At 52.1% G+C, this 26,619-nt stretch carries 33 protein-coding genes and 1 pseudogene; 3 read left to right on the top strand and 31 right to left on the bottom strand.

Going from position 1 to position 26,619, the window contains the following annotated elements; translation table 11 throughout:
* From HZA73_09925 to HZA73_09820, 22 genes are all read right to left on the bottom strand, one after another.
* The coding region (locus HZA73_09925) for an isochorismatase family protein (GenBank protein ID MBI5806351.1) at nucleotides 1-245 on the bottom strand (245 nt) is incomplete at its 3' end.
* Between the two features lie 74 nt (nucleotides 246-319).
* The gene (locus tag HZA73_09920) at nucleotides 320-1,633 is read right to left on the bottom strand and encodes a TldD/PmbA family protein (protein ID MBI5806350.1); all 1,314 of its coding nucleotides are present in this window, start codon (nucleotides 1,631-1,633) and stop codon (nucleotides 320-322) included.
* Complete coding sequence (locus tag HZA73_09915; GenBank protein ID MBI5806349.1) at nucleotides 1,633-2,997, bottom strand: TldD/PmbA family protein; 1,365 nt, start codon at nucleotides 2,995-2,997, stop codon at nucleotides 1,633-1,635. The genes HZA73_09920 and HZA73_09915 overlap by 1 nt, the downstream gene beginning before the upstream one ends.
* A 50-nt stretch (nucleotides 2,998-3,047) precedes the next feature.
* Nucleotides 3,048-5,309: a carbohydrate binding family 9 domain-containing protein gene (locus HZA73_09910; GenBank protein MBI5806348.1), complete on the bottom strand. Its 2,262-nt coding sequence runs from the start codon at nucleotides 5,307-5,309 to the stop codon at nucleotides 3,048-3,050.
* 56 nt (nucleotides 5,310-5,365) lie between these two features.
* The gene (locus tag HZA73_09905) at nucleotides 5,366-6,688 is read right to left on the bottom strand and encodes a hypothetical protein (GenBank protein ID MBI5806347.1); all 1,323 of its coding nucleotides are present in this window, start codon (nucleotides 6,686-6,688) and stop codon (nucleotides 5,366-5,368) included.
* A gap of 30 nt (nucleotides 6,689-6,718) precedes the next feature.
* Nucleotides 6,719-7,045, bottom strand: a complete 327-nt coding sequence (locus HZA73_09900) for a hypothetical protein (protein MBI5806346.1) — start codon at nucleotides 7,043-7,045, stop codon at nucleotides 6,719-6,721.
* A gap of 186 nt (nucleotides 7,046-7,231) precedes the next feature.
* Nucleotides 7,232-7,939, bottom strand: coding sequence for a TetR/AcrR family transcriptional regulator (locus HZA73_09895; protein ID MBI5806345.1), 708 nt, complete (start codon nucleotides 7,937-7,939; stop codon nucleotides 7,232-7,234).
* Nucleotides 7,940-8,163: 224 nt separating this feature from the next.
* Nucleotides 8,164-8,613: a redoxin domain-containing protein gene (locus HZA73_09890; GenBank protein ID MBI5806344.1), complete on the bottom strand. Its 450-nt coding sequence runs from the start codon at nucleotides 8,611-8,613 to the stop codon at nucleotides 8,164-8,166.
* Between the two features lie 337 nt (nucleotides 8,614-8,950).
* Nucleotides 8,951-9,466: a DUF255 domain-containing protein gene (locus HZA73_09885; GenBank protein ID MBI5806343.1), complete on the bottom strand. Its 516-nt coding sequence runs from the start codon at nucleotides 9,464-9,466 to the stop codon at nucleotides 8,951-8,953.
* A gap of 38 nt (nucleotides 9,467-9,504) precedes the next feature.
* Nucleotides 9,505-9,696: a YtxH domain-containing protein gene (locus tag HZA73_09880; GenBank protein ID MBI5806342.1), complete on the bottom strand. Its 192-nt coding sequence runs from the start codon at nucleotides 9,694-9,696 to the stop codon at nucleotides 9,505-9,507.
* A complete protein-coding gene (locus tag HZA73_09875; GenBank protein ID MBI5806341.1) occupies nucleotides 9,693-10,097 on the bottom strand; it encodes an OsmC family protein in 405 nt (134 codons plus the stop codon). The genes HZA73_09880 and HZA73_09875 overlap by 4 nt, the downstream gene beginning before the upstream one ends.
* 71 nt (nucleotides 10,098-10,168) lie before the next feature.
* On the bottom strand, nucleotides 10,169-10,744 hold the full coding sequence (locus tag HZA73_09870) for a rubrerythrin family protein (protein MBI5806340.1): 576 nt from the start codon (nucleotides 10,742-10,744) through the stop codon (nucleotides 10,169-10,171).
* A gap of 148 nt (nucleotides 10,745-10,892) precedes the next feature.
* Nucleotides 10,893-11,273, bottom strand: a complete 381-nt coding sequence (locus HZA73_09865) for a desulfoferrodoxin (GenBank protein ID MBI5806339.1) — start codon at nucleotides 11,271-11,273, stop codon at nucleotides 10,893-10,895.
* 91 nt (nucleotides 11,274-11,364) lie between these two features.
* Complete coding sequence (trxB, locus tag HZA73_09860) at nucleotides 11,365-12,294, bottom strand: thioredoxin-disulfide reductase (GenBank protein ID MBI5806338.1); 930 nt, start codon at nucleotides 12,292-12,294, stop codon at nucleotides 11,365-11,367.
* Entirely contained in the window at nucleotides 12,291-12,488 is a 198-nt protein-coding gene (locus HZA73_09855; GenBank protein MBI5806337.1) for a 4Fe-4S binding protein, read from the bottom strand. The genes trxB and HZA73_09855 overlap by 4 nt, the downstream gene beginning before the upstream one ends.
* A gap of 40 nt (nucleotides 12,489-12,528) precedes the next feature.
* The gene (locus tag HZA73_09850; GenBank protein ID MBI5806336.1) at nucleotides 12,529-12,666 is read right to left on the bottom strand and encodes a hypothetical protein; all 138 of its coding nucleotides are present in this window, start codon (nucleotides 12,664-12,666) and stop codon (nucleotides 12,529-12,531) included.
* A 17-nt stretch (nucleotides 12,667-12,683) separates the two neighbouring features.
* The gene (locus HZA73_09845; GenBank protein ID MBI5806335.1) at nucleotides 12,684-12,899 is read right to left on the bottom strand and encodes a zinc ribbon domain-containing protein; all 216 of its coding nucleotides are present in this window, start codon (nucleotides 12,897-12,899) and stop codon (nucleotides 12,684-12,686) included.
* Nucleotides 12,900-12,938: 39 nt separating this feature from the next.
* The gene (locus tag HZA73_09840; GenBank protein MBI5806334.1) at nucleotides 12,939-13,151 is read right to left on the bottom strand and encodes a DUF2892 domain-containing protein; all 213 of its coding nucleotides are present in this window, start codon (nucleotides 13,149-13,151) and stop codon (nucleotides 12,939-12,941) included.
* A gap of 53 nt (nucleotides 13,152-13,204) precedes the next feature.
* Entirely contained in the window at nucleotides 13,205-13,531 is a 327-nt protein-coding gene (gene trxA, locus HZA73_09835) for a thioredoxin (GenBank protein ID MBI5806333.1), read from the bottom strand.
* 72 nt (nucleotides 13,532-13,603) lie between these two features.
* On the bottom strand, nucleotides 13,604-13,879 hold the full coding sequence (locus HZA73_09830; GenBank protein ID MBI5806332.1) for a zf-HC2 domain-containing protein: 276 nt from the start codon (nucleotides 13,877-13,879) through the stop codon (nucleotides 13,604-13,606).
* 5 nt (nucleotides 13,880-13,884) lie between these two features.
* Entirely contained in the window at nucleotides 13,885-14,445 is a 561-nt protein-coding gene (locus HZA73_09825) for an RNA polymerase sigma factor (protein MBI5806331.1), read from the bottom strand.
* A gap of 38 nt (nucleotides 14,446-14,483) precedes the next feature.
* A complete protein-coding gene (locus HZA73_09820) occupies nucleotides 14,484-15,056 on the bottom strand; it encodes a DUF3267 domain-containing protein (protein ID MBI5806330.1) in 573 nt (190 codons plus the stop codon).
* 186 nt (nucleotides 15,057-15,242) lie between these two features.
* On the opposite strand from HZA73_09820, the gene HZA73_09815 reads away from it, so the two are divergent.
* Together HZA73_09815 and HZA73_09810 are read left to right on the top strand one after the other, a co-directional pair.
* Nucleotides 15,243-16,670, top strand: a complete 1,428-nt coding sequence (locus tag HZA73_09815; GenBank protein ID MBI5806329.1) for a tetratricopeptide repeat protein — start codon at nucleotides 15,243-15,245, stop codon at nucleotides 16,668-16,670.
* Between the two features lie 2 nt (nucleotides 16,671-16,672).
* Nucleotides 16,673-17,185 carry a hypothetical protein gene (locus HZA73_09810; protein MBI5806328.1) on the top strand — a complete coding sequence of 171 codons (513 nt, stop codon included), beginning with the start codon at nucleotides 16,673-16,675 and terminating at the stop codon, nucleotides 17,183-17,185.
* A 528-nt stretch (nucleotides 17,186-17,713) separates the two neighbouring features.
* Here the strand turns inward: HZA73_09810 and HZA73_09805 are convergent.
* The 4 genes and pseudogenes from HZA73_09805 to HZA73_09790 all read right to left on the bottom strand — a co-directional run bounded on the left by HZA73_09805 (nucleotide 17,714) and on the right by HZA73_09790 (nucleotide 22,590).
* Nucleotides 17,714-19,066, bottom strand: coding sequence for an insulinase family protein (locus HZA73_09805; GenBank protein MBI5806327.1), 1,353 nt, complete (start codon nucleotides 19,064-19,066; stop codon nucleotides 17,714-17,716).
* Nucleotide 19,067: 1 nt separating this feature from the next.
* On the bottom strand, nucleotides 19,068-20,396 hold the full coding sequence (locus HZA73_09800; GenBank protein MBI5806326.1) for an insulinase family protein: 1,329 nt from the start codon (nucleotides 20,394-20,396) through the stop codon (nucleotides 19,068-19,070).
* Between the two features lie 432 nt (nucleotides 20,397-20,828).
* Nucleotides 20,829-21,788 carry a hypothetical protein gene (locus HZA73_09795; GenBank protein ID MBI5806325.1) on the bottom strand — a complete coding sequence of 320 codons (960 nt, stop codon included), beginning with the start codon at nucleotides 21,786-21,788 and terminating at the stop codon, nucleotides 20,829-20,831.
* A 445-nt stretch (nucleotides 21,789-22,233) separates the two neighbouring features.
* Nucleotides 22,234-22,590, bottom strand: a pseudogene (locus HZA73_09790) (GIY-YIG nuclease family protein).
* A 97-nt stretch (nucleotides 22,591-22,687) separates the two neighbouring features.
* Between HZA73_09790 and HZA73_09785 the strand changes: the two are divergent.
* Complete coding sequence (locus HZA73_09785) at nucleotides 22,688-22,960, top strand: hypothetical protein (protein ID MBI5806324.1); 273 nt, start codon at nucleotides 22,688-22,690, stop codon at nucleotides 22,958-22,960.
* Between the two features lie 96 nt (nucleotides 22,961-23,056).
* Here the strand turns inward: HZA73_09785 and HZA73_09780 are convergent, their stop codons facing one another.
* From HZA73_09780 to HZA73_09760, 5 genes are all read right to left on the bottom strand, one after another.
* A complete protein-coding gene (locus tag HZA73_09780) occupies nucleotides 23,057-23,476 on the bottom strand; it encodes a hypothetical protein (protein MBI5806323.1) in 420 nt (139 codons plus the stop codon).
* A gap of 14 nt (nucleotides 23,477-23,490) precedes the next feature.
* Complete coding sequence (locus HZA73_09775) at nucleotides 23,491-24,225, bottom strand: RHS repeat-associated core domain-containing protein (GenBank protein ID MBI5806322.1); 735 nt, start codon at nucleotides 24,223-24,225, stop codon at nucleotides 23,491-23,493.
* A 114-nt stretch (nucleotides 24,226-24,339) separates the two neighbouring features.
* A complete protein-coding gene (locus HZA73_09770) occupies nucleotides 24,340-24,843 on the bottom strand; it encodes a hypothetical protein (GenBank protein ID MBI5806321.1) in 504 nt (167 codons plus the stop codon).
* A gap of 20 nt (nucleotides 24,844-24,863) precedes the next feature.
* A complete protein-coding gene (locus HZA73_09765; protein MBI5806320.1) occupies nucleotides 24,864-26,084 on the bottom strand; it encodes a hypothetical protein in 1,221 nt (406 codons plus the stop codon).
* Nucleotides 26,085-26,182: 98 nt separating this feature from the next.
* Nucleotides 26,183-26,614, bottom strand: coding sequence for a hypothetical protein (locus HZA73_09760; protein ID MBI5806319.1), 432 nt, complete (start codon nucleotides 26,612-26,614; stop codon nucleotides 26,183-26,185).
* Nucleotides 26,615-26,619 lie beyond the last annotated feature (5 nt).

Here is a 26,619-nt window from a genome sequence, read left to right as displayed (position 1 = left end):
TTGCTGATAGATATATCCGTGGGCAGCGCGCCGATCTTCTCCGGGATATCAAAACCCGGCTGGCCCGGCGCCAGCCCTTCTTCCGGCATCAGGTGCTGGACGAAGATCACCGGCAGGTCGTGCTCCCGGAACATCCCGATGGCGCTGTTGACATAAGCCACTGACTGCTCCAGCGACTGGGCCGTTTGCTGGCCGGACGAGAAAAAGGCTTTTTGAAGGTCTACTACTAGCAGGGCTGGTTTCATGATCGTTCCCCTGAATGTTGGATATTCAACAGTTATGTGAGCCTGTGCTACTGCCGGGCTTGAGCCGTCCGGGCCTAGGTTTTAGTGGTCACCGAGACCCCTTCGCACAGCAGCGGCGGGACCCGGGCCCCTTCAAAAGACGGATAGAGCGTGTCCCCCACCTCCACCACGTTGGACAGCGTTTCGTAGATGTTGCCCGCCGCCATGGCGTCCTTAACCCGGCCCACGATCTGGCCGTTCTCAACATACAGGCCGGGACCGATGCCGATGGAGTAGTCCCCGTTGGGGATGTTGCCGCTGTGGGCCCCCATCACGCCTTCGATGATGATGCCGCGGTCCATCTGGGATATGAGTTTTGCCAGGGAGGCTGTGCCCGGCTCCATAAAGAGGTGCCCCAGGAAAGGCCCGGGTTTTACGGTGACGGGGTCCCCGCTCCAGATGTCGCCCCGGTAGCCGTGGCCGGTGGAGGCGGCGCTCATTTTTTCCGCATACTTGAGGTCGTAGAAAAAGCCCTTCAACACGCCCTGTTCGATCAGGGAAAGTTTCTTGCAGGGCACCCCCTCGTCGTCCCAGGCCCGGGCGCCGGGGCAGGCATCGTTGAGAGGATCGTCGTAGATGGTCAGTTTAGGGCTGAATATCCTCTGCCCCAGCCGGGCGGCGTTGGGCGAGATCTTTTCATAGACACTGCGGCCGCTGAGCCCGCTGACGATGCGCCACAGCAGGGTGATCATGCTTTCCGGCATGAACAGGACCTTCATCCGGCCGCCCTTTGGCTGAACTGTCTTTTGCCCCTGCTTGAACAGATCGGTCATCTCGGATATCAGGTTATCCGGCATCTTTGCCATTGACCTGCTCCTGACCTCCCGGCCTATCCCGCTGCCCGAACCGGGGAAGATGATGGAACTGTAGGAACCGGCCAGGGAATTCCGCTGGCTCAGGTCGGCACCCCTGCTGTTCAATACCCGCAGGGAATCCACGCTGACGTAGGCTCCGGCCATGATCTCTCCGGCGGAAGCGGCCTTGAGGATTTCGCATATCCGTTTGGCTTCGTCCGTCAGGTCTGAGCTGGACAGCCTGGATGCCGCCGGATCGTAGGTGGCCAGGCTCTTGCCAACCCTAGTGTCAGGCAGATCGTAATGAGCCTCCACCCCTCCCCGGAGCGAGTCCAGGGCGTTGTCCAGCAGACCCTGCCGGTCCTTTAGGTTGCGGGTATAGGCAAACCCCAGCCGGCCGTCCTTGATGATCCTCAGCGAGACCCCCGACAGAAAGTTGGTCCTTATGTCGTACAGTTTGGCGTCCTGAAAGGTCGCCGAACTGGAGCTCTGCTCGGCCGAAAACACCTCGGCCTGATCGGCGGCCCGGCCGGCCATTTCCAAAAGCTTTTCCATCAGATGCCCCCCACTATCAGGTTATCGATTATGATGTGCGGTCCGCCGTTGCAGGAACGGATGTTGCTCTGCCCCTTGCCGCAGCCGCCGATCTGTGAAAGCCTCAGGTCGCTGCCCACCGAGCTGATGTCCATCAGCGTCTGGTAAAGGTTGCCGGAGATGTTTATGTCCCGGACCATCCGGCCGATCTTGCCCTGCCTGACCTCGTAGCCGTAGTTGGCGCCGAAGGTGAAATTCTCCCCCGAGGTCTGGCCGCCCTTGGCATCCAGCAGATACAATCCATCCCCCAGCGACTGGAGCAGTTGGTCAAATCCTTTTTCCCCGGGCTGGATGTAGATGGTTCCCATCCGCACTATCGGCGCATAGCGGTAATCCTCGGCCACGCAGTGGCCGCTCAAGGGCTCTCCGAACTCGGCCGCCGTCCTCCGCGAATGAAGCCGGCCGGACAGCACCCCGTTCTTGATCAGCTGGACCGGACGCACCGCCACCCCTTCGTCGTCGTATTTATAGAAACCCAGCTGCCCCGGCCTGGTGGCGTCATCTATTATATTCAATATCCCATTGCCCAACGTGGCTCCCAGCGTCATTCTTTCCCTCATGGCCGGCAGTGTTTCCACGATGTCGGCCTCCGAGAAATGGCCGAAGGCTTCGTGGGCAAAGACCCCGGCCAGGCTGGGATTGAGGATGCAGCTGTAGGAGCCGCTTTTCACCGGTTCGGCCGACAGCAGGTCCAGCACCAGCTTGGTCTTTTCTTCAAAATGCCTTTCCTGCCCCCTGACGGCGCCGAAGCCGTCGCTGCCGCCGATTCCCACCCTGATGTTCTGGGTCAGGCTGCCCTCACGGGCGGTGATCAGGCCCCGGACGCTGGTGGTAACCAGGTCTTCCTGAATACGGCTGCCCTCGCTGTTCATGTAATATTTGCGGCGGTAAACTTCGCTATAGGCGATGCTGGTGTTGACGACCTTTGGCTGAGCCAGCGGGATGTTGTTGTACTTCCTTACCAGCTCCAGCTTTTCCGTTATCGGGATCTGCCGGGGGTCTTCCCCCAGCTTTGGTGAATAAGTGTCCCGGACTGTTTCTGCTTTGGCCATCCGGACCGGTTTTGCCGTGTTCCGGGAGAACAAGGAAGCGTTCTCCGCCGCCGCTCTGATTGCGGCTTCGGCCTCCTCCGGCCGGGTGAAGGCCACCGAGGCCATGCCTCCCTGGTCCAGGGCCCGGACCACATATCCGTCGCCGGCATTGGCCGACAGCGTGGTCAGCTCCTTTCCGCTGAAGCCGATGGCGGTCTCCTTCACCTCTTCATAGCGGATGTCAATGTAATCGGCCTTGGCTCCGGCCAGCATCTTCTCCAATTTATCGAACATCGTGTCTCCCGTTTAAAGATTGATGATAAAATATTCCGGGCTCTTTAAAATTAGAAATAAAGCAGGTATTTGGCCTTTATGGCTCCTATGGCATATCTCTGGGTCATCTTTCCGTCGGGATTTACCGAATAATCAAGCGAATTGTAATCGTTCAAAGCCACATACAGCCAGCTCTTGGGAGAAAAATTCCATGAATATAATAAGCCAAACCTGTCGGTCTGAAGCCTGGTCTTCCCCAGCTCGGTCGCGGGGGTGGCCGCCACCATTTCGTTGAATAACGAAAGCGTCATTTTGGCGGTGATCCGGTAATCCATCCTGGGCCTTAAGATCGGAGTCATGGCTGTTATTGTTTTGTCCTGGTCCCATTCGACCCAAAGAATCGAGGTCAGGGTGGCGCTGAGGGGCGAGAAAAATGAATAACTGAAGGTCAGCCAATTCGAGCCCTGATAAGCCAGATAATTTCTGGCATAATTATAACTGTAGTTATAATTGCATCCTCCGTTGATATTGTTTCCCATCAGCATGCCCCAGAAGTTAAAACTTATGTCGCGGCTGGTGTAATCTATGCACCGGGGGGAATACGTGACGGGATCGAATACCATTTCGTAGGACTTACCGTAATGTCCCTCAATATTGATTCCCCAGTTATTCCTCCAGTTTGGATTAACCTGAAAATATCCGGAGGTCGACCATCTCGGGCAGCCCGGCTCCCTTGACCTGATTATCCCCGGTGCAATATAGAGGTTGCGCACAGCCCCTTGTTTGAATGTCCAAAAGGGTCCGCTGATCAGAAGAGCCTGCTGCCGCCCGGCCCAGGGGACAAAACCTATGTCCCCCACGTCAAAGGAATCGTCTATGGCCTCATATGAGGCCATGGTCTGAAACATGTCAATGAACCCGTGGTACCCGGCGGAAATGGCCCAGCCCTTGTTTTTAACCGTATCAGGGCCGGACGGCCTTTGGACCTGGCTGTATGCCCCCTGCAGGATCAGCTGATTAGGTCCTTTGCGAAATGAAGCATCCAGCCCGGCCGCATAATTGTACTCCCGGCTGTTGACCGACATGCCGCTGAATAACAGACCGGCGTCCGAATTGTTCAGAATTCTTTTGGAAACCCTGAAAACCCCGAATTTCTTTTCCGATTCGGTGGCGGGTTGGCCCCACTGGTCGTCATAATCATATCTCTCGGTATAGGCCGCCAGCGCGCCCAGGTTCCAATCCGGGGTCTTGTGCGTGGCCTTCAAGCCTCCGATGATCGGCACCGCTCCGCCGTCTATGGATTTTCCGATCCGGCGGGAATAAAAGATGTTAAGCGGCTGGAAGAACCCGCTGCCCTGGAATTCCGAAAAACGGAATATCTCCCGGCCCTCCACGAAGAAAGGCCTCTGTTCCTGAAGATAGGTGGGATACCGGGAAAGATTCACCGAGGACGGGTCCGATTCGATCTGGGCAAAGTCGGGATAGGCCGTGGCATTAAGGCTGGTCTGGGGGGTCAGGTCCCACTTAGCGGTTATGCTGCCCTTGACCTTCCTGGCCGGGGTCTCCCCCCGAAAATCCTCAAAACGGAAAAACCCCTCGGGATACAGTTCAAAATAGTATCCCGATGATCTTGGATTGATATTGGTAGCCTTTCCCCAGCGGGATACCAGGTCCCCGTCCTTTTGGGTGACCTCGGTCCAGTAGTCGTCCTCAAAGGTTGTGGCGATGTGCCTGGCAAACTGAATATTCCATTCCCCCAGACCTTTCTTGTAGCGCAATGTCTTGAAGGGGATCTTCATTTCCACTTCCATCCTGTCGGGGTACATCTTCACAGCATTGTACCACACCCCTTCCCAGGATTGATCCTGGCTCCGGCCGTCGTCCATGATCAAGCCGTCCCAAAAAAGACCGCTGCCGAAGACCAAAAAGAAATATCCGTTGGTCCGGCTTCCGAAGGGGTCGAACTTGACTGTCACATAATCCTCGTCCTTTGTAAAACAGGCCACCGGAGGGTTCTTAACCGCGTGGCAGCGGAATGCAACGTAAAGATTTTCCTCATCCTGCAGCAGGTAGACCACTGTTTTCTCGCTGGGTTCGGCTTTCTCGTAAGGTTGGTGCTGGACGAAATCGCTGACCGAGTCCGCCTGCTGCCAGGCATCTTCGATGATGCCGTCGATCTCCGGCGGGGTCTGGACCTGCCGCACGCTGAAGACCTTTGGGGCGGCAGTATCTGCTATCTTCTCTCCGGCGGTTTCCTGGGCCCACAGCAGGCCGGGGGTGATCCCCAGCGCTAAAGCCAAAGCCAAGGTTTTGAAATTGCGATCTGATTTCATGGTAGCTCTCCAGTTGATCAATGTGTTGTAATTTATAAAGTGACCGTCGGAACGGTTTATTTCCTCTCAAATCGGGACGTATCCCCGGATGGTCTTATATAATCCATTCCCAGGATCTTTCCCTCAGGGCTTAAAATGAAGTCAATCTTCCCGCCAATGACATCGATCATAAAACTGACGTCCGATACCGGAAGCAGCTTATTCCTGGGACGCTGGGGACGGAGCAGGAACAATTGGCCCTGCTCATAAATTATGGTCCTGGCCCCGTAATTGCCGGCATAACTGCGAAGTTTTTCCTCCGGCACTTTATAATTGCTGAACTCTGCTTGCTTGAACAAACGGACGTTTTTCAGATCTTGTTTGTCTTGCTGGTCAGCAGCTGATTTGATCAAGGTGTCCAGGGCCATCAGGTAAGCCGCATTGAAGGCGCTATCGGCCGGAACCTTGACATGCGGTATCACCCCGGTCCCTTCCCAGTTGGACTTGGAGATGGGGTTGATGGCCCGGCCAAATGGCAGGGAAATGATGAATAGGTCGTTAACTATCTTGAAATCCACCGGGTGGGCTCCGCCGCCCGTGTTCTCGCCCAAGATGGTGGCCCGCTTGAGCTCCTTAAGATTATTGGTGAACTCCTCGGCCCCGGAAAAGGTATAGTTGCTGGTCAGGATGTAGACCGGCACATTTGGTCTGCGGGAACCGGGAATGTACGGCAGGGTCCAATATTGCTGGGTGGTGTTACCGGGGCGTTCATAGATATCGTTAAGATGGGTGGGCTCGGTAAAAAGAAAACTGGATAACAGCTGGATCATCTCGGGATGTCCGCCCCCGTTCTTCCTCAGGTCAAAGATGATGGCTTGGGCGTTGGCCAGATAGTTCATGGCCGAGATTGCCGCCTGTCCGGCCTCGGGCATCTTGGGGTCGGTAAAAGCCCTCAGTTCCAGATATCCCACATTGCCCGGCAGGTACTCCGCCTTGACAAAGCCGTAATTTATCCTCTGCCAGCTCTTGATCAGCTCCGGCGGAACCTGATTTTTAAGGGTATCTGCCCGTATGGCCGCTATCTGCCCCGGTTCGTACCTAACATTTAGGTGCAGGTCATGGCTGACCGACCTCAGGTCCTCGGTCATCCGTCCGGCCAGCTCTTCCGGGTCGGTTATCTTATTGTACTTGCCGGAACGAAGGTTTTTCAGCACTAACTGATTCATTTTCTTTGCCGTTTCCGGAAAAACGTAGTTGCTGTCCAGCAATACTGTGATCGCTTCTATGGTTTGTTTTTTTAAAATCTTATCCAAAGCAACTTTGGACGGAGTCTGGGCCTGCGCCGATCCGGCCAGCAAGGCCATCAACATCACCTCGGATAGGAATACTGTCAGTTTCATATGCAACTCCTTTATTGATCTTCGTTTATTTTAGTTGTAAACTGTCCGGGTATTGCAGGTCTTGGTTTCATTGCCTTTTTTAGACAGTCCGGCTTTGCTTTTATGAGCCTGGCCGAAACCTGCCAACGTTGTGACAATATTGCGTTCTTTGGTGTTCTGCTGTTTGATTGCTTCATTGCGGTTGGTTTTCAATGTCTGATCCTGCCGCAGTGCACCGGCCGGGATGGCTCCTTCCGTCAAATACAGCGCATAGTAGCCTTCGGATATTTTTGAATTTATTATGTTTTGTGGATTTGTCTGGGCTTTGGATAATGAAGCCAAACCCAAAATGATTAGGACCATTATTTTCTTTTCCATGATAACCTCACTTTTTTAGAGTTGATTTTATACAAAGTTGCAAAAGCACAAACGTTTGTTTATATTGTTGAATCAAAAATATGCCGAATTTTCGGCAATATTTATGTTTGTGAAGCTGCTTGAAGATTCGGGATTACGGTTTTCCTATGTTTATTAGTCAATTACGAATAAAATATACTCTTTGTTTCATATATTCTCTCCTTTATGGAGTTTCATTTTGTCTTTCTGGGTGGCGTAGATCACGCCATGGAAATATTGATGCACTAAAAGATCGATGTACCTTTCATAAAAATCGTCATTATATTCATGCTTCCTCTGCCAATTGTCATCCTTGCTTTCTGAACATTTTTCATCTATTATGCCGGCCGGCAAATGTTCAATGGTGTATCTGAATTGAAAATGGCTTTTTATCATGTTCCCCAAAAACCCGTTATAAATACTATTGTGAACCGGATCCATAAGGTCCACGCCTATTTGTTTAAAGAACCCTCCCATCACTGCATAATTCATCTTACCCCATTTTTCCCGCAAACACAACACATCCGGAATATCAAACAGCATGGTATTGAATGTGACCAGCGCTATTTCCGTATTTTCCCTGAAGAACCGGACCACATTTGTCACCAGATTCCTGGCCCGCTCTTCCGGCGGCGTGGTATCATCTCCGGCTGAACTTTGGGCCTCATAATACTTCTGGTAGGTCTCCTCCAATATAGCTTTTAAAATACCGACTTTACCGCCGAAGTAATAATTGATCATGGCAATATTGACCTTGGCCTCTTTGGCTATCTCGCGTACGCCCACTGCTTCAAAACCCTTGTTGACGAACAGGGCGGCGGCGGCATTGAATATGCGGCTCTTTGGTTCTGGCAGGGAATAGTCTTTAGGAGACATTTTATCATCCTTTATTTAAACAAACGTTTGTATTATATCATTAAATGTTTAATTTGTCAAGCCCCTGTTTAAAATATTTCTCATATTTATCGGTTAAATGTACAAACAAAAATGTATAACAATAAGTATTGCTTTTGGTTAGGAATTTGATTAAAATTTTCTTTTTCCCCACAAAAAATACCCCTGCCTTTGACAGCAGGGGTTAAAAACTAAAGATGCCCCAGTTATAAACTCAAAACTTTTAATACTTCATTTAGGTCCGGCAGCTCTTTGATGGGATAAACCTTTATCCAGATCACCTTCCCAAACTCGTCAACAAGGATATTGGCCCGTTCCGAGAATCCCTGCTCCCGGCGGAATATCCCGTAATCTTTAGCCACTTTGCCGTGAGGCCAAAAATCTGAAAGCATCCTGAGGTTTTTTACCTTGAGTGCCTTGGCCCAGGCATGCTTGCTGGGAACGGTGTCCACGCTTAAGCCCGCCGGGACCGTGTTCAAAAGATCGAAGGCTTTCAGGTTCTTCTCCAGGGCCTGCATCTGCCGGGAGCAGATCTTGGTAAAGGCCAGGGGGTGGAACGAAAGCAGAACCTTGCGCCCCCTCAGTTCGCTGAGCTTGAACTCTGTCCCGTGCTGGTCCCTCAGCACAAAGTCCGGCGCCTTCTGGCCGATCTTGATCACATTCCCTCCTTTTGCTTTTGCTGTTCCGTTTGATCCTATAAGTGAATCATGTAAATCCGCTTACGCTGCATTCTTGCCTCCCCTTGGGGGGCCGTCAGCTTACGCTTTTAAATTTGTCCGCCACAAATGCCACAGCTTTAGCGGAGGCACTAACTTTAGGCGAATGCTTCAGCGGAGGCGCTCCTGTCAAAAAGCGGTCCTACTCCAGCCCGATGCAGGAATAGCAGATGGCCACGGCATTGATGTATAGCTTCTTGTGCTCCCGGCGCAGATATCCAAACCCTATGGCGGCCAGGGCCAGCAGCACCACTATCAGTGAAATTATTCGCCTCATTTATTTCTTCCCCGACATATATTGGTCCAGGCTCATGCTCTTATACGATCCGGAAGTGAGGTATTCCAGTATCTGTTTGAACACCGGGGCTTCGATGTAGCCCGGGATCTTGCCGATGACCGAGCCGTCGCTGGCCAGGAACATGGTGGTGGGATAACCGTTGACCCCGAAACTGCGGGCCAGGTCCATTTCGGTATAGGCCTTACCCTTGAAGTTGACAGTATTGGCCCTCTCGGCGTTCAGCTTGACCGCCGTAAAGCTCTCCTTCATCAGCCCGGCCACCGCCGGATCGGAATATGTCTTGTCATCCATCACCTTGCACCAGTGACACCAGTCGGTGTAGACGTCGACCACTATGAACTTGCCTTCTTCCTGGGCCGAGGTCACGGCCTGGTCCCAGGCCATCCAGGCTACAGCTCCGGCCGCGGCCTTGGGGGTTTCTTTTTTGCTGCCGGCGCAGGAGATGCTGCTCAGCACGGCCAGTGAAAGCAGAACCGTCATGATGTATCTTTTCATTAAAAGCTCCGATAATGATTGATTTTAGGGTTTACCCGTCATGGGGCGGGCGGGAATTTACCACCGTACATGAAAATACCCCCGATCATGGCCCACCAAAAGGTGGATATCCAGGGATTGCCGACTATGGGACAGCTCCCGCCGCGGCAGCCGATGAATTTATAGGATAGGAATCCCACCACGCCCCCGATGACGGCTCCCAACACGATCTTTAGGATATAGAGGATCATGACACCACCTTGCTTTCGATATTCATCTGGACCCCCTGCTGGATGGTGGCCGAGACCGAGCAGTACTTTTCCTTGGATAGTTTGATGGCCTCATCCACCGCCGCCTTGGGGATGTCGCCTTTGACCTCGTAGACAAAATTCATCTCGGTAAACCTTTTGGGATGATCCTCGGCCCGCTTCCCGTCCATCAGCACCCGGAAGCTCTTGACGTCCAGTTTTTTCTTCTGCAGGATGGAGACCACGTCCATGGCCATGCACCCGGCAGCCGCTATCAGGATCAGTTGCATGGGGGTGAATCCGGCGGAGATCCCTTCTTTCCTGGATTCCACCACTATGCCGTGGCCCTTGTCATCTTCGGCCACGAATTGCAGGTCTTTTACCCATTGTAATGTCAACGGCATCTGATTTCCTTTTTATAATGAAACCTGGAAAGTATGGAAGAATTCCTGGGTTCATGGTTTCCTTATAGATCCTAGTAATTTTCCGCCAGCACCTCGTAGTACGCCTGGGGATGCTTGCAGGCCGGGCACTGTTTGGGGGCCTCGGCGCCTTCGGCCACGTATCCGCAGTTGATGCAGTGCCATTTGACGGATGTTTTCTTTTTAAAGGCCTCCCCGTTGGCCAGATTGCCGGCCAGTTTGCGGTAGCGGGACTCGTGGAATTTCTCCACCTTTGCTATCTGTTCAAAGGCCGTTGCCGCGTCCTCAAAACCCTCGTCCCGGGCGGTCTTGGCGAAATCGGAATAGATGGTGGTCCATTCCATGTTCTCGCCGGCAGCCGCGGCCTCCAGATTCTCCCTGGTGGTACCGATCTTCCCGGCCGGGTAGGAAGCGGTTATCTCCAGCTCCCCGCCCTCCAGCAGCTTAAAGAACACCTTGGCATGCTCCTTCTCGTTCTCCGCAGTTTCCATGAAGAAGTTGGCGATCTGCTCGTAGCCCTCCTTGCGGGCGGCGCTGGCGAAATAGGTGTAGCGGTTGCGGGCCTGGGATTCCCCGGCGAAGGATTTCAGCAGGTTCTGTTCTGTCTTGGACCCTTTGATGCTTTTCATTTGTTTTCCTTCTCTATATTTACTTTGTTATTCGCAATTCGTCATCCTGTGTTTGGCAACTCTCTTGGTCCTCGAAGGATCTAACAATGTTCAGGAAGATTCTTCGGAAGCAAGGCGGGAAGCTATCCTCAGAATAACCCGTTGATGGTCATCCCTTGGCTGACCACAGGCCGTGCAGGTTGCAGAATTCCTTGGCGGTGATCTCCTGGGCCGGGCACAGGAACTCGGCCTCCGGAGCGTCGCCGGGCTTAAGGTACTTGCGGTGGACCCGGTCCCCGCCGTAGATGGCGATCCACTCGATGTGGTGCTTGTCCTCCATGGGGTGCGCCACCGAGCCGACCTTGACCTTCCAGCCGTCGGCGGTTTTTTCGATCACCGGCAGGTGTTTCTCCTTGGCGGCGTCCACGGTGTTCTCGGTGAACAGCTTCATCGGCTTGCCGCAGCAGACCAGCTCGCCCTTGCCTCCGTGCAGCACTTCCACGATATTGCCGCAGACCTCGCACTTGTATACCTGGTTTCTTTCGGCCATGATGTTTCTCCTTTTCTGTTGGGACAATTCATGAATTGCCCTTACTTTGATGATTAAGTTGTATGCGTTTAGGACATGGCGTACTATTCCCTTACTTGAATTCCAGATACTGCTGGGCGGCTATGGCTGCGGTGGCGCCGTCCCCCACCGCGCTGGAGACCTGCCGGACCAGCTTCTGCCGGACGTCCCCGCAGGCATAGATCCCGGGAACTGAGGAGGCCATCCGGTCGTCGGTGATGATGTAGCCCTGTTCGTCCGTTTTGACAATGTCCTTTACCAGGTCGCTGCTGGGTTTGTAGCCCACGTAGATGAAGGCCCCGGTCACCGGGATCACCTCTTCCGCCAGAGTTTGCTTGTCCATCACCTTGATGCCCGTCACCCCGGCGCTGCCCTCGATGGCCAGGATGTCCTTGTTCCAGGCAAATTCTATCTTCTTATTGGCAAAGGCCACCTTTTGGATGAAATCGGCCGCCCTTAACACATTGCGCCGGTGGATCACCGTCACTTTGGAGGCCAGGCCGGCCAGGTAAACCGCCTCCTGGACCGCGGAGTCGCCCCCGCCCAGCACCGCCACCGCCTGGTTTTTGAAGAAAGCTCCGTCGCAGATGGCGCAATAGGAGACCCCCTTGCCCAGCAGTTCCTTTTCGCCCCGCACCCCCAGTGTCTTGGGAAAGGCGCCGGTGGCGATGATCAGGACCTTTGATTTTATGATCGTTCCGTCGGAGAGTTTTATCAGCTGATATCTGTCTTCCGGCACGACTTCCTCCGCCTGGGCGGAGATGATCTCGGCCCCGAACTTTTTGGCCTGCTGTTCCATTTTCTGGGCCAGCTCAAAACCTGATATGCCTTCGGGAAAGCCGGGATAATTGTCGATCCGCTCGGTGTTGGCCACCAAACCTCCGGGCATCATCTTTTCGACAATGACCGCCTTAAGTCCGCCCCGCCCCGCATACAGCCCGGCGGTCATCCCGGCCGGACCGGCTCCCAGAATGGCTATGTCGTAATTTTTTGTATCTCTCATTTATTGACCGGCGATGGTGCGGCAACCTGCTGAAATACCCGGCAACTTTGGACGCAGAGGCCGCAATCGGTGCATTTTTTCTGGTCGATGTACGGGGCCTTGACCCCGTCCTGCTTGATGGCCCCGGCCGGGCAGACCCGCAGGGAGGGACAGTGGTGGTTCTGGGGGCAGTATTCCGATCTGATGACTATCATTTATTTTAAAACCTGTTTTGTTTTTTCCTTCAGGGTATTTTCACCGGCATGGCCCGGAAACGCTGCATTGGGAAGCGGTGCCGTGGATGATCCCCCGGAGGATCTGGGACCCGAAGCCCGCCAGGGCTGTCAGGGAGATGATGAATAGAAGGTATCTTCTGATCCGGTGTTTGTTCATGGCAGTATTTCAGGACTTCAGCCGCAGCTGCAGCCTCCGCCGGAACAGCAGCTTCCCCCGCCGTCATGGCCGTGGCCGCCTGATCCTCCGTCCACCGAGGCGGCAAAAGTGGACATCAGTTTTTCGGTGTCCGCCTGGCACTTGGGGCACTTGGGGCTGGGGGCGCAGCAGGAGTTGGTAAGGTTTTCGAACTTGTGGCCGCACTTAGTGCACTGGTATTCGTAGATGGGCATGTTCATCCTTTCGCAGGAACGGGGTTTTGATTTTGGTGGTTATTTCTGGGGCGGGGTCTGCTCTTTATAGGTACTGATCCCCAGGAGTTTGTATAGCCCGCAGAACCCGGTGATGGCGGTAAATAAAGCCAATATCCCTGCTGCCAGCAATACCCAGTGCAGGATTCCGGTTACTATGAATCCAAAGACCAACAGGGCAATCCCGATTATAGCCCGTATTATCCGGTCGGCTGTGCTCTCGTTCCTTTTCATGATGAACCTCCAATTTAATGGTTGCCTGGTGTGGCCGGAAATTGGTTCCATTATCACTTGGTGATGGCCGCATCCAGCCGGGCTGCAATGGCCGCCTTGGGCATGGCGCCGATCAGGGTGTCTATGGCCTGGCCGTTCTTGAAGATCAGCATTGTTGGAATGCTGCGGATGCCGAACTGTCCGGATTTTTCCGGATTGGCGTCCACATCCAGCTTGGTGATCTTGACCTTGCCTTGGTAGTCGTTTGATAATTCTTCAATCACCGGTCCCACCATCCGGCAGGGACCGCACCAGGACGCCCAAAAGTCAACCAGCACCGGAGTATTTGATTTTAAAACCTCCTGATCGAAGGTTCCGTCTGTTAAATGGATCGCCGCCATTGTATCTCTCCTGTTCATATATTGATTGATTTTGTTATCTGAATTTTAGATGCCGGGGCCTCCGCCGGGGATTCATTTTTTTGCGCCTTTTTTCCCGGCTTCCAGCCGGATGACCTTGTACAGCCTGCGCTGAGCGTCCGCCGGGACCTTTTGTGGACCCAGGCCCCGGTACAGGGTGACAGTTTTCTTAAGGGTGTCAAAATAGGTCTGGCAGTCGGGACAGTCCTTAAGGTGCTTCTCCAGCTTGCGGCAGACCTGCTGGGCCAGCTCTTTATCCAGGTATTGGGAGAACACCGTTCCCATTCCCCGGCAATGATGTTTCTGTTCGGTTTTTTTAACGGCGCTCATTTTGGTCAATCCCTGATATATGGTGATAATTTTTCCCTTAAGACGTTCCGGGCCCGGTGCAGACGCGATTTCATGGCCGGCAGGCTGATCTTTAAGACCCTAGCCACCTCTTCCCCCGGCAGGTCCTCCACGTCCCGGAGGATGAACACCGCCCGCTCCTTTTCCGGCAACTCCAGCAGGGCCTCGTCCAGCTTTTTCTTGAGTTCCAGGTTCAGGGTGCTCTGCATGGGGTCCGGCTTCTTGTCCGGTTCTTCAAAGGCTTCCTCCAGGTTCACCGTGTGATGCTCGGGCCGCCGGGTCTTTTTCTGCCGCAGTTTCATTAGGCTGAAATTGGTGGCCATCCGGTAGAAATAGGTGGAAAGGGTGGAAAGCCCCTTGAACCGGGGCAGGCTTTTGTGAAAGGCCAGAAATGTCTCCTGCAGGACGTCCTCGGCGTCCTCCCGGTTGCCCAGCATCCGCAGGGCCAGGGAATAGATCCCGTTCTGGTGGTGCTTCACTATCTGGGACAGGGCCCTCTGGCTTCCGGCCCGGGCCTGTTTTATGAGGATGTTTTCGTCGTAGATCAAGTTGTTACTTATTTAGATGCTTGGATTATGGGAAGGATTTACGCTTTTTCTATTATGCTGAAGTGGCATTGGTCGGCATGCTCCAAAACGGACTGATTTGAAGCCACTCCCCGTAGGGTCCAGATAACGAAAAGGTCCCCCGTGGACGCCATCACAGAGATCAATCCAATAAAGCTCAGGGGCATAGAACCAATGATGAAACCCAGAAGCAACGGCACTATACCTATGGTCAAGCCGGGCAGAGCTCCGGACCAAAGGTAGGCGGTTTTGCTTAAGGGATATAGGGGATTGGCATAAAAGGCAATAAGCTTGGGCACAAATCCGAACTTGATTTTTGACCAAGGAATATTGCCGAACAACCAAAAACCCAGGGCATGGATCAACTCATGAACCGGAAAGGACAGTAATATGAACAAATAGGTCTGCTTGAGGATGCCCCTTTTATATGGCATGTTCCAAAGCATTTTCCATGCGGCGAGAAAGAGCACAAAAATGATGAGGGTGGCAAATACCGCAAAAACATTTATGGCCAGCTTCGATATGGTGATCTCTTTTACTATCCGGCCGCCATTGTTTTCCTGTGCTCCGGTATGATCGTTTATGGTCCCCATCTCTCCCCCATAAAAGGTTTAGAAATTAAGTTTAGACCAGCTTTTAATCAAAGTCAAGGAAAAACATCAACCCCGTTTCCTCAAGCCGCTTTAATCCCGGTTTGAGTGGAGATTCTTGCAAAAACATATTGACTTAGCCTTAAGTTTATGTTATCTTAAACTTTCAATAATGGAGAAATTTTGCCGATGAACAAGTGTCCATTCCTGACATCCAAGCAGGTGGTCAAAGAGCTTAAGTACGACGCCGACGGCAGGCTGCTGGAGGAAAAAGAACTCCCCCTGGCCGAACTGCGGGACTGCCTGGGCGCCGAGTGCGAGATATTCGATGCCGAGGCCCGGAGGTGCTCTCTGCCGGTGATAGACCGGAAGATGCGGAAGGCCGATGAGCCGCTTGAAGACGGCGGCAAGGCCGGTCCGGTTGTGGCCGAGCTCAAGGAGATCAAGGAGAACACCGCCGCCACCCTGCTTCACATATTAAAGAAGACCGACGCCACCAACGAGGCCATCGACCGGTTGGCCGAGGCGGTCAAAAGCGCCCCGGCCGCCCAGGGCGGCGAAGGCCAGGCTTTGGACCTCTCGGAGCTGAAACAACCCCTGGCCCAGATCAGCGACAAGCTGGCAGAACTGCCCAAGGCCGACCTCTCCCAGATCCACCAGCTGTTGGCCGGCCTGACCGAGGAAATTAAGATGTCCCAGGCCAAGTTCAGCGACATTCTGGAACTGACCCTGGAGGAACAGCAGAAAAGATCGTCCCAGGAGGTACAGCAGGCCCAGGACGGAGACAAACTGGGCGCCAAGCTGGATGCCATCAAGGAGGCCCTGACCGGCCGGGCGGAAAGCGGAGGTTCGGAAGCGCAATTGACGGCCATCAAGGAGGCCCTGGTCCAGAGCCAGGAAAAATTCACCGGCATCCTGGAGCTGATGCTGGAGGACACCCAGCGCCAGGCGGAACAGAATTTGAGCCTGACCCAGGCCGTAACCAGCCTGGCCAAGGGCCAGCAGGAGCTCAAGGAACAGCAGGCCGTTCTGGCCGAGAAAGCTTTGGCCCTGCAGTCGGACCAAACCGGCAAACTGGCCCTGGCCTTGGAGCAGATGGAGTCCGGTTTAAAGAACCTGTCCCAGGCCCAGCCCGGCGGCGGCGGCGGCAATCTGGAGGCGGTGGAACAGAGGCTGGCCCAGGCTCAGGAAGCCATGCTGGCCGTGCTGGAAGCCCAGCGCAACGAACAGCGCCAGTCCGGCAACGAACGGCGGTTGCGCCAGGCCGAGGAAAACAACGACCGGGGCGTGATGCTCTACTACCGCCGGGAGCTCTCCGGCGCCGAAGCCCAGTTCAAGAAAGCGGTGGAGCTATCGCCCGAGGCCCCCGAGGCCTACAACAACCTGGGTTGCCTTTATAAGGGCAAGAAGGATTACCAACAGGCGGTGGAATATTTCAACCAGGCCATCGCCAAACAGTCGGATTATTCCCTGGCTTACCTGAATCTGGGAACGGCCTACGAGGAAATGGAAAAATTCGACCTGGCCATCAAGTCATGGGAGAAGGTGCTGGCTGTCCAGCCCACCAACGATGAGGCCCGGCGCAAGATCGCCATTTACCGGGCCAAGCGGACCTAGCCATGGACGAGGCTTTAAAAAAAATAGAACAGGCCCTGGAATCGGAACGCCCGGCCAGCCGGCTTAAGGAATTTCTGCCGGGAGCCAAGGAGCCTGTCAAAACACCGGAACAGGCCATGGGCATAACCCACTATGCCAAGGCCCCGGCCGAGCCGGTCAGCCAGAACCAGCCTGCTGTTCAGGTTGATGCCCCCCGCCGTTTCGAACCGCCGGCGGAGATCGATCCGGCCTCCAAGATCGGTGTGGGGGCCCGGGTGTTCACGCTGGACGAATTGGGAGCGCCATCCCCGGCCGCGTCCCCGGCGGTTGAGCCGGATGCCCCCCGCCGCTTTGAATCCCCGCTGGAGATCGACCCGGCTTCCAAGATCGGGGTGGGAGCCCGGGAATTCACTTTGGATGAACTGGGCGGGGGCTCACCGGCCGGAAAAGACCCGCTGATGGGACAGATTTTAAAACCTACTGTCCGGGAGATGACCCTGGATGATCTGGTGTCCAATGGGGAAGAAGGAAAATAACCGGTTGCTTACCATACCTTAAACTATAAGGAAACCATGAAGGACAGGAAACTTTTTTTCGTGGATTTCTAAAAATAATTCTTCTATGAAAAAGACAGTCTCAGCAATAATGCTGAGACTGTCTTTTTGTTACTGAGAAGTTCGTGGGCAGACCCCCTAGTGCTATTTTTACTGCCTATCCGATTAGCATAGGAAACAGCATGATCAACCGGTGCCCAACCCCGGTTGTCGCGTTAAGAACCATCAGTGAGCATCACAGTTGCCGGCGGTTAAAAGCTTGTCTGGTCTGTTTGAGGGCTTGGCAGAAGCCCGAGTTCAGACAAGCCCGCGGGCAACGAGAAGCGCAGCGCGGGCCCGCTGAAGCTTTAGCGTAAGCGTGGCCCGGATGGTTCTTTGCGACGAGCTTTTTCTTTTGGTTCTTTTCTAGTTGGCGGCACAAAAAGAAAAGAACATAGCCTGGTTAAATCTCCGTTTATAACGTATCCACTACATTCTTTCTACTTTTCCTGAGCAAGTTAGATAATCATACTATTTTTTCTCTACCGTCAAGCCGGGAATGCTGATCTTGGTGATGGCTGTGTCCGTGGCCATGGTAACGATGTAATTCTGCGGCTTCAGCAGTCGCTGGGCGGCCAGCCGGATATCCTCCTTGCTCACCTTCTGTATCAGCTCCAGGTCCTTTGTCACTTGGTCGGGGCTTAATCCGTAAAGCTCGGCGCCTAGGATCTGACTGGCGATCTGTCCGTTGGTCTCATAGCGGAAGGGATAACTGCCCCGGAAGTAAGCCTTGGCCTCTGACAATTCCTGATCCGTGACCGGCTCCTTCCGGATCGTTTCCATTTCCGCGATCATGGTCTTGATGGCGGTATCGGCAGACTGGCATTTGGTCTGAACGGTAAAGGTGTAGGGCCCATGGTCCAACCGGGGGGAGAAATAGGCGTCAACATCGTAAGCCAGGCCCTGCTGCACCCTGATCTTGGTAAAAAGACGGGAGACAAACCCGCCGCCGCCCAGGATGTAGTTCATAAGCCGGGCCGCCTGATAATCGGGGTCAAGCCGCTTTGGTCCCAGGAACCCCAGCACAACATATGACTGGGTGATGGGCCGGTGGATCATTAGCAGTCCCGGTTTTTCAATTTTGGGGATCTGGCCGTAAAATATGCCCGGAGTTTCGGCCTTGGTCCAGGTTTTGGTTAGCTTCTTGAAAAGCCCCGTGATATTGCCCGGTTTCACGTCTCCCACTATGGCGATCACCACATTGTTGGGAACAAAATATTTTTTGTGGCAGGAGATGAGGTCCCCTGATCTTATGGCGCTGACCGTGGCTTCTTCCCCCTCCACCTGGTGATCATACTGATGCTGGCCGTACAGCCATTTTTCAAAGGCCTCCTGGCTAAGGGACATTGGCTGGTCCTGCTGGGCCTGTATGGAAGTGACCAGCTGTTCCCTCAGCCTCTCCACCTCGGAAGAATCCATCCTGGGGTTTTGCAGCAGGTCCATGAATACCGGCAGCAGTTTTTCCAGGTCCTGGCTCAGGCAGGTCAGTGAAAAATACGCGGCATCGTAATCGCAGTTGACCGAGAACTGGGCCCCGAACTGGTCAAAGCTCTGGGCTATCTGCCGGGCGGTGCGGGATGAGGTCCCCCGGGAAAGCATCTCGGCGGTAAAATTGGCCAGCCCGTTCAAGGCTTTGGGGTCGGAAGCGCTGCCGCCCCTGACCATGGCGCTGACGGTGACCAGCGGCAGGCCGGTCTTGGGGACCACCAGCAGAACCAGTCCGTTGCCCAGCGCCACTCTTTGGGGCCGGGGCGGCTGCCAGCCGGACTGGGCGGCGGCAAGAGTTGCCAGCATCAGTACCGAAAGTATGAATGTTTTTTTCATTTTATTTCTCCTGCCCCTTTGCGGCTTGGGGAACCAGCGTGGTCACAGTACGGTTATCCGGGGCCAGGTATTTCACTGCGGCCTGTTTGATGTCTTCCGTTCTTACTTTATCCAGGAATTTGAGATAGTTGTTGACGTCCCGCCAGCCGTGGCGCGAAGCCGAGGATCCCAGCTGGTTCCCCAGCACATAATTGTTCTGCCGGGAGAATATGTACTGGGCCTTAAGCTGTTTTTTGGCTTTGGCCAGTTCTTCGGCGGTGACCCCCTGGGTCTTTACCAGTTCCAGTTCGGCATAAAGGGCCTGCTCCAGTTCAGCCGTGGTCCGCCCAGCAATGGGCGCGGCGTAAAAACTTATCAAGCCGGGGTCGGTCCGGGCCTCGTTGTAAGCCTCGGCGTATAGGGCCAATTTTTGCCGGTAGATCAGGCTTTGGTAGAGCCGGGCGCTTTCCCCGCCGGAGAGAACGGCCGAAAGCAGGTCCAGCACCGCCTCGTCGTATTCCCCGGCCCGGCAGCCGTGAAAGGCTATCAACATCAATGGTGTCTGGGCCTGGCGCACCACGCTGACCCGGCGCTCTCCCATCTGAACCGGCTCTGCCGTGGCCACTACGGGAGGGCTCTGCAGGGCCCGGGGAATGCCGCCAAAATATTTCTCCACCAATTTCACCGTTTCCCTTGGTTTGACATCTCCGACGATCACACAGGTGGCGTTATTGGGGGCATAATAGGTAGAGTAGTAACCCCGCAGATCCCTGATGGTGATGGCCCGCAGGTCCGAGGGCCAGCCCAGGATCGGCCAGCCGTAGGGATGGGCCATGAAGGCCGCGGCGTCTGATTCCTCGGCCAGCCGGCCCCAGGGGGAGTTCTCCCGCAGCCGGCGTTCCTCCAGTATCACTTGCCGCTCCGACTCGAACTCCAGCGAATCTAATTTAAGCCGGTGCATCCGCCCGGCCTCCATCTCCATCATCCGGGGCAGGAACTCCACCGCGATGTTCTCGTAATAGGCGGTGTAGTCCTCGGAAGTGAAGGCATTATTGTGGCCCCCGTATCTCTGCACCGTCCGGGCGAACTCTCCCGAACCTATGCCGCCCGAGGCCTTGAACATCATGTGCTCCAGCAGGTGGGAGATCCCGGTGATGCCCGGCCGCTCGTTGCGCGACCCCACCCGGTACCAGACCTGGAAACTGGCGATGGGCAGGTCGTGCTTCTCCAGCACCAGGATCTTCAGGCCGTTGGCCAGGCTGTCCTCGTAGACCGCCAAAGTGTCCAGGGCAAAGGAGGGCGCTGTCCAGCAGCTGAACAGCAAAAGGATGATCATCGTTTTTTTAAGCATCGTCTCTCCATGACTGTTGATTTTTGTGAGGCACTATTCTTTTGAATGATTATCTAATCAGCTCAGGAAACATGTAGACAATAGGTGCCAACCCCGGTTGTCGCGTTAAAACGATCAGTGAGCATCGCAGTTGACGGCGGTTAAAAGCTTGTCTGGCCTGTTTGAGGGCTGGGCCAAAGCCCGAGTTCAGACAAGCCCGCCGGCTACGAGAAGCGCAACGCCAGGAGAGTTTTAAGCGACGAGCTTTTTCTTTTGGTTCTTTGCTTTTGGGCGGTACAAAAAGAAAAGAACATAACCGGGCAAAACCTGCGTTTTTACCATATCCACTGTATTCTTTCTACTTTTCCTGATCAAGTTAGATAGGCATTTTCTTTTGAACCATTATACCCCAGGAAACCGCATATTTCAATGGCCGGCTGGCGGCGGCAGATCTTAGCGGAAAAGAATTATCAGCAGAGTGATGGTGCCGTAGGCAATGGGAAAGGCCTTCTGGCAAAAACGGTCCAGTTTGGCCGAGGACTCTTTTTTTCCTCGGTTATACAGGTTCAGGGAAATGACAGCCACTAGTATGGACAAGAATATGAAGAGGAAAGCCGCAATGTGCAACTGGTCGGCCATGGTCATGATGTTGCTGTCGGGCAGCGACGAGGCGATGACATATTGGCTGCCGACCGCGGCAAAGATGGCGCCCACCCCCAGTCCGGTGCGGGATTGCAGGTCTGTCGGGGATATGAAAAAGCTCATGAAGGCAATCAGGGCCGAAAGGAATACCGCTATGAATAGTTTTATGAAATATCCCACTCCCGCCCTGACCACCCGGACCGAGCAGTAAAATCTGGAAAATATTGATTGATTTTCCGGGGGCAGGGTGGGATCTCCGTAATTGGTGGCATAGGTATAGGGCACCACCCCGAAATAGAACTTGTCCAAAGCCCAGCCGGGTATTTTAATATCCGGGCTCTTGCCCAGGTTTCCGGCGTCCAGGACATAGACCAGGGATCCGGTCTCGCTCTCCCCGTCCTCTATCTGTACGGTCAGGACGTGATCGTCAAAGGGAAAGGCGGAGACATCCCAGTGCTGGGTCATCACCGCCGTCACCCGGCTGAAGGCGTAGTTGACATCGCCGTTCTTGGACCGGTAGGGCTCGGACTGGAAGGTCTTCTCGCCGCCCACGATCTCGAAGCTCTTGACGGGATCCAGGTCCTGGTTCTTCCAGCGGAACCACAGGTAGAAGTCGGCCGTGAATCTGTTGTCCCGCAGGGAGACGTCGTACACCCGGTTGACATACATCCCCACGTAGACCGAATCCGGCCCCTCCGGCGGGGCGGCGGCTGATACCGGTACAGCCAACAGTGACAGCAGGGCCAAAGATAAAAGAATGCTTTTTTTCATATTGTACTTCGTTTGCGTTTTGGTAAAGAATGCTTACCCCATCATCTCAGGAAACATAGAGGACAACCGGCCCCAACCACGGTTGTCGCGTTAAAAACTTGTGATGAGTTTATCGAATCACGATCAGTGAGCATCGCAGTTGATGGCGGAAAAAGCTTGTCTGCATGTTTGAGGGCTGGGCCAAAGCCCGAGTTCAGACAAGCCCGTCAGCAACGAGAAGCGCAGCGCGGGCCCGCTGAAGCCCTGCTTGCCCGCCGAAGCTATACGTAGGCAGGGCGTAAGCGTGGCCCGGAGAGTTTTAAGCGACGAGCTTTTTCTTTTGGTTCTTTTCTTGTTGGCGATACAAAAAGAAAAGAACATTTTTGAGTTAATATCTGCGTTATCACCAAACCTGCTAAATTCTTTCTACTTTTCCTAAACAAGTTAGACAGGCATTTGGCCAAGTTTACGCTTTTTTGTCATTGTAACCCTTGTCGCCATAGGGTTGAAGCTTCTCCAGCCAGATCTCCTCCAGGGCCTTCAGGTCGCGGCTGTAATCATAACCCAGGCCTTCCTTAGGCTCCAGCCGGTCCACGACCTCAAAGGCAAAATTTGATTCGCCGTATTGCTTGAAATCCTTCTGCAGGCCCTCGCTCACATGGAGTCCGCCCCGGAGCTGGAACAGGCTGCGGTTGAATATGGCGTTGAGGTTCTTGCTGCTTTCCAGGAATATCTTGCCGTTGGCCAGGTTGGTTATCTGGTAGACCCCCATGGGCTGGATGGTCTCTTTGTACTACCGCCGGATCTCTTTTTTGTCGATCATTTTTACTTCTGTTGTTGGTTCAGTGTACTCTGATCCAGAATTACTATTTCCAGCATTGTTTTTTAACTGCTTATTAGTTTAGCATTTCAATATTTCAGTGTCAAGCAATATATTTGGTGTTATCGCCTACTACGAGATAGAAACCAAACATCCGCCGGCCCACCTGTTGGAGCCGCTGGCCAAGGCCCTCAAGGTTTCTGTTGAAGAGCTTCTGGGCATCAAGGCCGTTAAAGATAAAAGAGACCCCCAGCAGGCCGCGCTCTGGCGCCGCTTGCGTAAGGCCGAAGAGTTGCCCAAGGGCGACAAAAAGGCTTTACTGCACTACCTGGACGCTCTCGTAAAAAGAACAGCCCGGCTTCCACCTACGTGAAAACTACGGCGGACAAGAACAGCCGGGCCTAAATACCACCAAACGTAAAAGCCCCGCCAATCGGCGGGGCTTCGTCGTGGAAAATCTTATTGTGCATTATACACAACAGGCAGATTCTTTTTTCTTTGACTCTACTTGTTTATGAACAATATAAAGAATTAAGAACAAACCATTAATTACAAGCATAAGCAAATATGGTTTGATATTGCCATGCTGTACAACTATCATAAATACGATTGACAGACAAAGTATAATCGAAATCCACATAGCTAATATATTAATTTTCCCATTCACATAAAAAAGACCAGTAACTAAAATTAAAAGTGGTATTAAATAAAAATTGACGATAGTCTCTACCACGAATGTCATTTTGGGGAAAAATCCTTGTATGTTAGAGGTCAAATGTAAAAGAATCCAAGCAGAGGACCCATGAAGGATATAATAGCCGCTAACAATAATAGCAATAGCACCAACTATTTTTTCGACAAGAGATAGTGCTTTAAGGTTGATCAACATTTTCATTCTCCTTTTTATTTAACGCCACCTATACTTAAGGCGGTATCTGTCCAATGAATGCAGTTAAAATAAATCAAATGATATGGTAATTGAGCTCTTGCTAAAGTGTGAATTGCGTTGTAAACTGCTTGATCGTTACAATCATCTGAGGTCACAGCTTTGCAGTTGCCTCCTGTTTCAAATACCTTAACATAGCTTGGCACCCATTCGTTTAACAAACCAGAAGCTATGCCCGACAAAGGTGCACCAACTGGATAGAAACCCCATGCATTATTATATTTATTGCCAGATATTTTAATGTAGACATGTGCACCACTGACACATTTGTACACGATCTTCCCAGTGGGGTCCGTCCAGTTAATCGGATTATTTGCCACATACAAATACCAGTTAAGTGAACCACCTGCATTTCCTATCGGGTCCTCCTGCATGAACCTTCCATACTCCGGGTAATACTCTCTTGCCCTAAGGTTCACCGCATCCATCAACGGCCAGTCGTACTCCTGGCCGGTGTAGCCGTAATAGTCCCAATCACTGTCAAAATACAGCCAGTTGCCAAACTCATCAAACAGTTGAGCAGTGGTAATTTCAGGTGTGCCATTACTTACGCCAATTATTGAACCCAACCCGTCTCTGTGGTAATAATACTTATTATCACTACCATCAATGCGGGACAAGAGCATTCCGTTCACATAAACATATTTGTATCTCAAGTAACCGCTGGCATCCTGCTCCACCACCGTGTTCATGCCGTCATACGCATACCGCTTTTCGGCGTCAGCATTTGTGGCCTTGGATAATCTTACCCCGTCCCAGCTGTAAGAACCAGACCCGCCCCTTAAGGGCGGGTCTGGTTCACATCATTATGATATTTCGCCAATGCTTCTTTTTACAATATACCATTCTTTATCGTTTTTATCTATTAAATACTCATAATTACCCGCGAATAAAGGCCCCGCATAATAGAATAAGTTAACAGTTATTATCCCTGTTTTAGGTTCCTTTTTAATACTTTTTATCTCAAATATAATGCCATTTTCGTTATTGCTTTTACTCCTCACTGAAATTGGGTTTTTATAATAATCAAACTTCACTGGGTCGTGGTAAACATTAATGCTCTTCGATGCAGGCACTATATCAATCGCATTATTTTGCTTTAAATATTCAACCAATTCATTGTTTGGGTCACAGCCGAGAATATTAACATATATTTTTTTTATATTAAACGTAGGCATCTCTTGTGCATGAATACTTTTTTGATCACTTATAACTAAACCGTAAATAATATTTTTATCATTACTTGATATACCATATTTTGTGCAAGATAACAATATTGCCACTATCGCTATTAGAATATTTTTATGCATTTTCTTTCCCTTTCAATTAATTATTTATACCCGAAACAATCTGCTTCATATTTCTTGGGTAAATATTCCGATGAAACACGAAACGCCATATGGGTAAGTTCGTGCAATACCGATGAAGCAACAATACCAGACCTAGAGTCAAATGTTTCTCTTGTGAAAGTGATATTATTATATTGACATGAAGCCCGATATGTTGATTCAACATCATTGTATATAAAAATACTATTATGTAATGCAGCCAATATTTTATCTACATTATTTTGTCCACCGACACAACAAGGATTAGCAGTTATTGTTGCCCTCATTAATGCTATACCCTGCGTCGTCAATAACTTCTGTCTCAAATACTTATCATAACTGTTGTCAATAATATATAAGCCATGTAAATCAACAGCATTAATCGGATTATTTGCCACATACAAATACCAATTCAAGCTCCCGCCCCTATTGCCTATCGGGTCCTCCTGCATAAACCTGCCGTACTCAGGATAGTATTCTCTTGCCCTAAGGTTCACCGCATCCATCAGCGTCCAATCATACTCCTGGCCCGTGTAGCCGTAATAATCCCAATCACTATCAAAATACAGCCAGTTGCCGAACTCATCAAACAATTGAGCTGTGAGTATTTCCGGTGCGCTGTTGCTTACGCCAATAATTGACCCCAAACCATCATGGTGGTAGTAGCTCTTATTATCGCTGGCATCTATACGCGATAACAGCATTCCGTTCACGTAAACATATTTGTACCTTAAGTAACCACTGGCATCCTGCTCCACCACGGTGTTCATGCCGTCATACACATAACGCTTCTCGAGGTCGGCGTTGGTGGCCTTAGATAGTCTAACTCCGTCTCCGTTATACGTGTTCGTCATGTAATACGGATCGCCTCCAGGCCCCCGGGCGTCCGTCAGACGGTTCTCGTAGTCGTAACTAAAATAAATATCAACTACCGAACCTTCGTCTGTTGTATGCCACTTGCGGGTCCAGTTTCCGCAGCTGTCATAGTCAAAATAGTAATTCCCAGCCTGGGACATCCGGTTGGTAGTGTCGTCAACGGCATACGGCGTGGTTCCGTTGTTTACGCTTGTTTTAGCCGTCCGGTTGCTCATGGCATCGTAGGTGTAGGTTATAGTATCCCCGCTGTTGGTGCTGGGCGGATATATGGCAGTAGTAAGCCGCCGCAAGCCATCGTAGGTGTAATTTATCGTGCCGGAGAGCGCGGTGGTGCCGGGTCTGGTCATGTACACATACTGACTGGTGCGGTCGCCCAGGTCGTTGTAGGGTTTTTCAGCAGTACCATCACTGCCCCGCCATTAGGCGGGGCAGTTGAGACATCTATTTATCTTATTTTTAATGATCTAAGCAATTTCCATCCTGCTTTATTACTAACAGTTTCTTCACTTCTTGCAACAAAATTTTTATCAGATAAACTATACTGTGCAATTAAATGAAGAGGTGTAGCTGCTCCAGTTGTTTCAACTCTAATTGTATCGTTGTTGTTTGATACGAATAACGAAACTGTGCCAAAGGAAATATATTTGTCATCAATCAAATGCCAAGTCCTATTTCCGTTATTATTAAATACAAACCATGTTGTATACTCCATGCTAAAGATATTATGATATGGTTTTTCCCATAATTCAATTGTTTGATTGTTTTGAAGTAATGGTTGAGATAAAACCATTACATTTTTTTGCCAAGGTTGCCTAATGATGATGAAAGCGGTGATCGTTAAAACAACCGTTAAAAATGTAATTTTTAATATCTTCATTTTAA

Source organism: candidate division TA06 bacterium (assembly GCA_016235665.1).
Taxonomy (GTDB): Bacteria; Edwardsbacteria; AC1; order AC1; family EtOH8; genus UBA5202.
The sequence above is the reverse complement of the archived record's forward strand: the minus strand, read 5'-3'. Positions and strand labels throughout refer to the sequence as shown.